At 69.4% G+C, this 8700-nt stretch carries 7 protein-coding genes; 2 read left to right on the top strand and 5 right to left on the bottom strand.

All coding sequences use genetic code 11. The annotated features are described in order from the left end of the window. The 5 genes from Q0066_RS00070 to Q0066_RS00090 form a co-directional block, all read right to left on the bottom strand. Positions 1-267, bottom strand: a 267-nt coding sequence (locus Q0066_RS00070; protein WP_298128782.1) for a hypothetical protein, incomplete at its 3' end; no start/stop codon positions are given. A 78-nt stretch (positions 268-345) separates the two neighbouring features. Further along, positions 346-1461: a 3-oxoacyl-[acyl-carrier-protein] synthase III C-terminal domain-containing protein gene (locus Q0066_RS00075; protein WP_298128784.1), complete on the bottom strand. Its 1116-nt coding sequence runs from the start codon at positions 1459-1461 to the stop codon at positions 346-348. A 35-nt stretch (positions 1462-1496) separates the two neighbouring features. Continuing rightward, entirely contained in the window at positions 1497-4181 is a 2685-nt protein-coding gene (pulA, locus tag Q0066_RS00080; protein ID WP_298128786.1) for a pullulanase-type alpha-1,6-glucosidase, read from the bottom strand. A gap of 84 nt (positions 4182-4265) precedes the next feature. Further along, entirely contained in the window at positions 4266-4655 is a 390-nt protein-coding gene (locus tag Q0066_RS00085) for a YbjQ family protein (protein ID WP_298128788.1), read from the bottom strand. A 257-nt stretch (positions 4656-4912) separates the two neighbouring features. Continuing rightward, on the bottom strand, positions 4913-6730 hold the full coding sequence (locus Q0066_RS00090) for an ABC transporter ATP-binding protein (protein WP_298128790.1): 1818 nt from the start codon (positions 6728-6730) through the stop codon (positions 4913-4915). Between the two features lie 101 nt (positions 6731-6831). Here Q0066_RS00090 and Q0066_RS00095 point away from each other — a divergent pair, with 101 nt between their 5' ends. After that, complete coding sequence (locus tag Q0066_RS00095) at positions 6832-8103, top strand: citrate synthase (protein WP_298128792.1); 1272 nt, start codon at positions 6832-6834, stop codon at positions 8101-8103. Continuing rightward, positions 8100-8684 carry a GNAT family protein gene (locus tag Q0066_RS00100; protein ID WP_298128794.1) on the top strand — a complete coding sequence of 195 codons (585 nt, stop codon included), beginning with the start codon at positions 8100-8102 and terminating at the stop codon, positions 8682-8684. The genes Q0066_RS00095 and Q0066_RS00100 overlap by 4 nt, the downstream gene beginning before the upstream one ends. Positions 8685-8700: the final 16 nt, after the last annotated feature.

Genomic DNA, 8700 nt, shown 5'->3' on the forward strand with positions numbered 1-8700 from the left:
GCCGCGGTCGCGCAGCTGCGTCACCACGGCGTCCGATTCGCCGCAGGTCACCGGCAGCAGCGCCGCGTACAGCCGATACGGCAGCCGCGCCGTCGCGGTCTGGAAGCGGGGCGCGTAGCCGGTGTCGAACAGGGCGACCCCGCCGTCCGGGTGCGGAATGACCGCGACCGCGGACGGGAACTCGATCGGACGCCACGCCCCGCCGTTGCGGACGAACCGCTCCAGCTGGACGCAGTGCCCGGCGACGAGCACCTCCCACTCACGCATCACGATCCCCGTTTCACCCCGGCCACACCACGTCGGCTTCTCGCCTCGACAGCCCGCGCCACTTTCGGCGCCCCAGCATCAGTACCGCAGGACCGCCCCGCCGAACAACAATCCGGCGCCGGTCCCGATCAGCAGACACAGGCCGCCGCGCTCGAGACGTCCGGTATCGACGGCGTGTGCCAACGCGGTCGGCATCGACGCGGACACCTGGTTGCCGTGTTCGGCGAGGATGTCGACCACGGTCTCGGACCGTACCGGCAATCGTTCGCGCAGGAAGCGCAGTCCCAGCCCGGACGCCTGGTGCGGCACCACGACATCGATCGCCTCGGCGTCCACGCCCGCCTCGGCGAGCAGCCCGTCGAGGAAGCCGGGCATCTCGCGGGCGACCAGTTTCATCATGCCCAGGCCATCCATGGCGAACAGGTAGTCGGTAGCGGACGGGGGCGGAGTGACCGGGTTCCACCGGGTGCCGCCGGCAGCGATCCGGCACAGCCCGGCCGCACTCGGATAGCTGGCCAGCCGCAGCGCCAAGATCTCGGACGGCCGCTGGTTGAGCTTGTCTCGCCGCTGGTTGAGCTTGTCGAGACCAGTCGCAGGGGTCTCGACAAGCTCGACCAACGGTGGGGGCTCGACCGGCGGTGGTGGGGGCTCGACCGGCGGTGGGGACGCGATCGGCGACCCCTCCAGCAGGACAGCGGCGGCACCGTCGCCGAACAGTGCACTGGATTCCAGATCGGCATGGTTGAGGCCCTTGGAGGCGATGTCCACCGCGGCCACGGCAACCCGGTTCCAGCGCCCCATCGCGATCCCGAAGGACGCCTGCTGCAGTGCGGTCAGGAAGCCGAGGCAGGACGCGTTCACATCGAAGGCCTCGAGCCTGCCACCGGCCACCCCGAGTTGAGCGGCGGTCAGGATCGCGGTGGTCGGCATCGGCTGTTCGGGAAGCACCGAGGCGACGATCAGCGCATCCAGCTCGTCGGGCTCCCAATCGGCCCGATCCAGCACCTGGCCGAGCGCGCCGACGGTCATGCTGACGCTGGTTTCGCCGGGTCCTATCCAGTGCCGCGCGACGACCCCGGAGCGGGCGAAGGTGAGGCCGGGAGCCCGGCCGTGGGCGGCGTCCAGGTCAGTGGAGGTGACCCGCCGCGACGGGGTGTGACTGCCCACCGAGACAATCCGAACGGGCCAGGACATGGCCGCAAACGTAGCAGCGCGAAGGGCCGACGCAGCTACCAAGGGCGGACGAAGACGGCGTAGCTGCGGGCCGGCACCCGGGCCCATTCGCCGTCCACCCGGGCGCCCTTGACGACCACATCGTGGCCGCGGGCCTGCACCGGATGCAGCACGTGCCGACGATCCAGCCCGGGCACCGCCAGCCTGGCCGGCAGCGGGGTGGCGTTGAACACGGCGACCAGGCTGGACCATTCGTGCTGGCTCGGCTCGCCGACGCTGTCGTCGATCCGCATCACGATCACACCGGGAATCTGGTGGGCGGTGTTCGAGACCGGGAAGGTCAGCTTGGTGCGAATCTCGTGTCCGGACGCCAGCCGGAACAGCCTGGTCGAGGCCCGCAGCCGGAGCAGGTCGAGCGCCTGGGCGTGCGCCTCGGCGATGTCCTCGGGACTCGGTTTGAGCGCCACATCGGCCAGGAACGGCCGGAAGAAGTCCCACTTCGGACCGTTGTCGACCTCGGGCGGCAGCCCGGCACCGAAGCCGTTGTCGGTCATCGTCCAGTCCAGGAAGTTGAACCAGTCGCCGGAGTTGTAGGAGTTCCGGTCGAGGCTCTTGCTGCGCAGGATGTCGGTGCCGGCATGCCACATCACGGGCCCCTGACCGAGGGTGGCGAGCGCCAGGCAGAGCGTGTTCAGCCGCACCCGGTCGGCCATCGAGGTCTCGATCGGCAGCTTGAGGGTGAGCGCGTCGAAGAGGGTCTCGTTGTCGTGCGCGTCGACGTAGTTGATCACCTCGTCCGGCTCGCTGGCGTAGCCGGCCGGCTGGCCGTTGTACTCGAGTTCGTCGCCGCGGACGAACTGCCGGCGGCTGTTGGCAGGCAGCCAGTAGTCGCGCAGGTTGCCGGTGAGACCCAGCTGGATCAGGTCGGTGTCGAGCAGCAACCGGTCGCGCTGGTGGTAGCCGTCGCCGTTCACCGGGGCGTCGTTGGACGCGGTCAGCAGCCCGGTGCCGAAACCCTGCCCGCGCGGATCGTGGTCGAACGGCCCACCGCCACGGACGGCGTCCCGCAGCCGGTCGTTGAAGGTGCCGATGCCGGTGCCGGCCAGGTTGCCCTGGCGGGCTTGGACGAAGCGGGCGTCGTCGGCCACCTCGCCGAAGTTCCAGCCCTCGCCGTAGAGCGTGACGGCGCTGCCGTCCACCCCGTCGTGCTCGGGCGTCAGCGCATCGAGCGCGGCGCGCACCGCACGCATATTGGCAAGGCTGTGGTGGCCCATCAGGTCGAACCGGAAGCCGTCCACCTTGTAGTCGCGGGCCCACAGCAGCACCGAGTCGACCATCAGCTTCTGCGCCATCGCGTGCTCGGTGGCCACGTTCGGGCAGCAGGTGGAGTGCTCGGTGAAGCCCAGCGGCGAGAGCCGGTGGTAGTAACCGGGCACGATCCGGTCGAGCACCGATTTGGTGTTCTGGCCGTAGCTGGCGGTGTGGTTGAAGACCTGGTCGAGCACCACCCGCAGCCCGAGCCCATGCAGTGCGCCGATCATGGCGCGGAACTCGTACACCCGTCCGGCACCCTCGGCGCTGGCCAGGCTGGCGCAGTACGACCCCTCGACGGCCTGGTAGTGCCACGGGTCGTAGCCCCAGTTGTACGGGCTGTTGGCGACGGTGAGCGCGATCAGTCGCTGCTGGTGCGGACTGTCCGCGGGCGCGGCCCGCAGGTCGGCCTTCGGTGGGCGGTGCTGGCGCTCCTTGGCCTCTTCGACGCTCGCGTTGTCGAACGTCGGCAACAGCTGCACGGTGTTCAAACCCGCGTCGGCAAGGCGTTTCAGGTGCCGAGTGCCGAGGCTGTCGCGGGTGAACGCGAGGAAGCTGCCACGCTCGCCGGCCGGCACCGACTTGTCGCTGATCGAGAAGTCGCGCACATGCAACTCGTAGATGACCTGGTCGACGGCGTGACTCAGCCGGGGTTGGGGGGTCGTTCGCCACTGTTCGGGCGCCAGTTCGGGATCGCGCAGGTCGACGATCACCGCGTGCGTCGAGTTGACGGTGAGCGAGACCGAGTAGGGGTCGGTGACCTGGTTGGTGACCACCCGGCGTCCGCTCGGGGCGTAGACGGTGACCTCCCAGCGGTACCGGGCGGCCAGCCAGTCCGGTCCGCCGGAGATCGCCCAGCAGCCGTCGGCCTCGCGCGTAGCCGGCAGCGAACGGCCCGGATCGTGCAGATCGTCCTCGGCGCCCCAGATGCGCAGCCGGACGTCGTGCGCGGTCGGCGCCCACAACCGCAGGGTCGGCGTCCGGCCCTGCCAGCTCAGCCCGAGCTGCGCCTCGGCGGCGGCCGCGTACAGGTCGTCCAGCACCCCGGGCAGCTGCAGCGAGCCGGCGTTGACCAGCCGTCCGGACGCCTGGTGCAGGCTGAGCACGACCTGACCGCGCAGGATCTGCTCCGCTCGCGCCGCCGTCTCGGGCCGGAGCCGCAGGGCCAGATAGCCGCGCAGGTGGGGCCGTTCGATGAGCACGTCCTCGGGTAGGCCGCCGAGGTCGAGCCGCACCTCGTCGATGTCCCACACCACGGGTTCGCGGGCGCCCGGATCGATGCCGCCGTCCGGCGACCAGTGCAGCTGCCAATCGAGCTCGGCCGGGTCGACCCCGCTGGGGACGCCGTCAGCCGGCCACGCGATCAGGTCACGTCGCACCCAGTGCCCGGGCGCGAGGGTCAGATCGGGTGGGCCTTGCAGTCTGCGCATCGCAGCAACCTCATCGTCGAGAACTCCGGACCCGACCATCGTGCCTCGTGACAGCGGATTCGGCGATGCCGCCTCGCGGCGCGTCTACCGCATCTGCGAGGAGCGCGCCTTCGCGTCGGCGATCGACTGCGGGGTCGCGCCGGGCTCACCCTCGGGGATCGGGACGACGGCCACCGCGGTGCCGTAGCAGCACACCTCGGAGAACTGGGCGGCGATCTCGCCGGTGTCGAAGCGGCAGGCGACGATCGCGTTGGCACCGCGCTGGGTGGCCTGCTCCCACATCCGGGCCATCACCTGCTGCCGCGAGTCGTAGACCAGCTGGGTGTACTCGTTCACCTCGCCGCCGCCCAGCGAGCGGAAGCTGGCGACGAAGTTCGCGCCGATGTTGGCCGACCGCACGGTCATGCCCATGACCTCGCCGAACACGGCCTCGATGCGGTAGCCAGGAATGTCGTTGGTGGTGACGATCAGCATTGCCGCATCGTATTGCGCGCCGGGTGCCGCTTCCGTCCGGCGAGATCCAGTGAGCGCGTGGAGACCTCCGTCATCCCGGTGCACGCCGGGATCTCAGCGCCGGACTGGGCGCCTGCCGAGATCCCGGATCAAGCCCGGGATGACGGACCAACCGGCGAGCCACCGCTGATCGAGCTTGTCGAAATCCATCCGCGGGGTCTCGACAAGCTCGACCACCGAGGCCTGGTTTCGACAAGCTCAACCAACGGTGCCGAGCGTCACTGGTCGTCGGCGAGCGCAGTCGTCCGGCCGAGCAGGTGTGCGTAGCGGCCACCGGCGGCGCGCAGTTCGGCCTCGGTGCCACGCTCGGCGACCCGGCCCTCGTCGAGCACGATGATCTCGTCGCAGTCGGCGACGGTCGACAACCGGTGCGCGATGGTCAGCGTGGTGCGACCTTCGGCCAGGACGTCCAAGGCGGCCTGGACCTCGCGTTCGGTGTCGTTGTCGAGGGCGCTGGTCGCCTCGTCCAGCACCAGGATGCGCGGGTTGCGCAGCAGCGTCCGGGCGATGGCCAGCCGCTGCCGCTCACCGCCGGAGAACCGGTGACCCCGGGAGCCGACCACGGTGTCCAGGCCTTCGGGAAGTTCCTCGACCAGCGCCGCGATCCGGGTCGCCCGGAGCACCTGCCAGAGTTCGGCGTCGGTGGCCTCAGGCCTGGCCAGCAGCAGGTTGGCGCGGATGCTGTCGTGCACCAGGTAGGTCTCCTGGGAGACCACCCCGATGAACCGGCTGCGGTCGGCGGCGGCGAAATCACGCAGGTCGATGCCGTCCACGGTGATCCGTCCGGACGTCGGATCGTCCAGCCTGACCAACAGCGACGCCAACGTCGACTTGCCCGACCCGGTCTCCCCCACCACGCCCAGCGAGCCGCCGGCCGGGATGGTCAGGGTGATGCCGGCGAGCACGTCACGGTCACCGTCGGGGTAGTGGAATCGGACGTCGTCGAACCGCACCTCACCGTGAATGGTCGCCGGGTCGATCGTCACCGGCTCGGACGGCTCGGGGACGCCGACCGGCAGGTCCAGGTAGCCGAAGATCCGGCTCAGCAGCGCCATCGACGACACCCACTGGGCACCGATGTTGAGCAGCCCCATGATCGGCCGGAAGATCGCCACCTGCAGCGTGGTGAACGCGATCAGGGTGCCGATGGTGAGCCCCGGGGTGAGCGCCGGGAAGCCGGCGACCAGGTAGATCAGCGCCGGGATGGCGGCGAAGATGATCTGCATCGTGGCCATCCGCCAACGTCCGGCCAACTGCGAGCGCAGCTCCAGCTGGACGAGCTCCTCCGACGTGGCGGCGAACTCCGCCGAGCGGGGATCGGCCAGGCCAAGGGTGCGGTTCAGGATGGCGCCGTTGATGCCCATCGACTCCTGCACCTCTTCCTGCAGGTCGGCCAGCGCATGCTGCCGGCGCGCCGTCAGGTCGCGGCGGACCAGGGCGACCCTGCGGGTGGTCCAGATCGCCGGGGGCAACACCAGCGCGGTGAGCAGCGTGAGTTGCCAGCTGAGCGCGATCATCGCTGCCGCGGTGGCGACGGCGGTGGTGAAATTGGACGCCACCGAGGTGGCCGTCGACGTCACCACGGACTGCAGGCCGGCAATGTCGTTGGTCAGCCGGGACTGCACCTCGCCGCCGCGGGTTCGCTTGAAGAAGTCCAACGACAGCGACTGCAGATGGTCGAACACGCCGACCCGCAGCCGATGCATCACCCGTTGTCCGACCTCGGTCGCCAGCCAGGTCTGGGTCACCCCGAGCAGCCCGGTGACGGCGGCCACCGCGACCATGCCGACCACGCACCAGACCAGCAGGGTCGTGTTCTGCTGCGGCAGCGCGACATCGATCACCTCACGGACCAGGAACGGCTGAGCCAGGCCCGCCACCGAGGTCGCCACGATGGTCAGGGTCAGCACGATCAGCCGTCCGCGATCGCCGATGAAGAGCCCCAGCACCCGACGGGCCGACACCGGCGATTCGGCCAGCTGGGCACGGTCGTCCGGGTTGATCCGGGCCGGACCACGCTCGATTGCCATCTCCATGACTGCCCCTCTCGCCAGTTCACGGCGAGGCTAGCCGCCCCGCCCGGTCTCAGACTCCGGCGTTACCACGGGTGTTGGGGCTGTCTGCATAGGGTGCGAGCATGGCCGACACGTTGCACCTCAGCGCTGGTGAGTACACCGGCGACCTGCCGATCGCGGAGGGCGCCATCCGTGCGACCGGGTTGTCCGCCGTCCCGACCGACCGTGGCCCGCTCGCCTCCTACGACCCCGGATTCGTGAACACGGCAGCCTGCCGCAGCGCGATCACCTACATCGACGGTGACGCCGGAATCCTGGAACACCGCGGCTATCCGATCGAGGAATTGGCCGAGCATTCGACCTTCCTCGAGGTCGCCTACCTGCTGATCAACGGCGAGTTGCCGTCGGCGTCCGAACTCGAGGACTGGGACGCCCAGGTCAATCGGCACCGCCTGGTGCACGAGAACGTGCACGAGATCATCCGGGCGTTCCGCTACGACGCCCACCCGATGGCCAAGCTGATGGCGTCCGTGGCTTCGCTGATGACCTTCTACCCCTCGTCGCGTCGCATCTCCGACCCCGAATCGCGCGAGCTCAACGCCTTCCGGCTGCTGGGCAAGATGCCCACGCTGGCGGCCGCCGCCTTCCGGCATTCGATCGGACGCCACCCTGTCTACCCCAGTGACGAACTCGGCTACGTGGAGAACTTCCTGGCCATGCTGTTCCAGTCGCAGCAGCGGGTGTGGCGCGCCGACCCGCGGCTGGTTCGGGCTCTCGAGGTGCTGTTCATCCTGCACGCCGACCATGAGCAGAACTGCTCCACCACCGCGGTGCGGACGGTGGCCTCGTCCGGCAACGACCTGTACACCTCGTGCGGGGCCGGCATCGGCGCCCTGTTCGGACCGCTGCACGGCGGCGCCAACGAGGCGGTGCTGCGCATGCTGCGCGAGATCGGCAGCCTCGACCGCGTGCCCGAGTTCATCGAGGGCGTCAAGAGCGGCAAGGGCCGGCTGATGGGCTTCGGCCACCGCGTCTACAAGAACTACGATCCGCGGGCCAAGGTGATCAAGAAGGCCGTCGACGACGTGTTCGAGGTGCGCGGCACCAATCCGCTGCTCGACATCGCCCTGGAACTGGAGAAGATCGCGCTGAACGACGAGTACTTCGTCTCGCGCAAGCTCTACCCCAACGTCGACTTCTACTCCGGCCTGATCTACGAGGCACTGAACTTCCCCAGCGAGATGTTCACGGTGCTGTTCGCCGTGCCGCGGACGGCCGGTTGGATCGCACATTGGCAGGAGCAGCTGACCGATCCCGATCAGCGGATCATCCGGCCCAAGCAGATCTACACCGGTTCTGAGCGGCGGCCCTATCTGCCGCTCGGACGACGGTGAACCAGAGCTGGGTCGAGCCGGTCAGCCTGGCCGGGTGGGGCGTCCGGCTGGTTCCGCTCGAGTTGGGGCATGCCGCAGGGTTGGCGGACGCCGCCGCCGACGGTGAGCTGTGGACGTTGCGAGTGACCAGCGCTCCGGAGCCCGGGCAGGAGGCCGGCTACATCGCCGAGGCCCTGGCGACGCCGGATCGGGTGCCGTTCGCGGTGCTCGATGAAGCCGGACTCGTGCTGGGCAGCACCAGTTACCACGACATCGCGCCCGAGGTGCACCGGCTCGAGATCGGCTACACCTGGTACCGGCGCAGCGTGCAGCGCACCCATGTGAACACCGCCTGCAAACTGCTGTTGCTCACCCATGCCTTCGAGACCTTGGACGCCGGCGCCGTCGGTTGGCGCACCGACAATGAGAACTTCGCCAGCCAGCGCGCCATCGAACGACTCGGTGCCCGCAAGGACGGCGAACTGCGGCACCACAAGCTGCGACGCGACGGCTCGGTGCGGAACACGGTGATGTACAGCATGCTGGCCGACGAGTGGCCCCCGGCGAAGGAGCGGCTGACCGCCCGGTTGCGGCAACGCTAACTGTCGCTCGTCCCCC

Origin of the sequence: Micropruina sp. (assembly GCF_027492755.1) — a bacterium.
Lineage (GTDB): Bacteria > Actinomycetota > Actinomycetes > Propionibacteriales > Propionibacteriaceae > Micropruina.

What these genes read in the sequence shown, in the direction of transcription:
- Q0066_RS00075 (WP_298128784.1), bottom strand. Translation starts at nt 1,461, where the DNA reads ATGTCCTGGCCCGTTCGGATTGTCTCGGTGGGCAGTCACACCCCGTCG.
- pulA (WP_298128786.1), bottom strand. Translation starts at nt 4,181, where the DNA reads ATGCGCAGACTGCAAGGCCCACCCGATCTGACCCTCGCGCCCGGGCAC.
- Q0066_RS00085 (WP_298128788.1), bottom strand. Translation starts at nt 4,655, where the DNA reads ATGCTGATCGTCACCACCAACGACATTCCTGGCTACCGCATCGAGGCC.
- Q0066_RS00090 (WP_298128790.1), bottom strand. Translation starts at nt 6,730, where the DNA reads ATGGAGATGGCAATCGAGCGTGGTCCGGCCCGGATCAACCCGGACGAC.
- Q0066_RS00095 (WP_298128792.1), top strand. Translation starts at nt 6,832, where the DNA reads ATGGCCGACACGTTGCACCTCAGCGCTGGTGAGTACACCGGCGACCTG.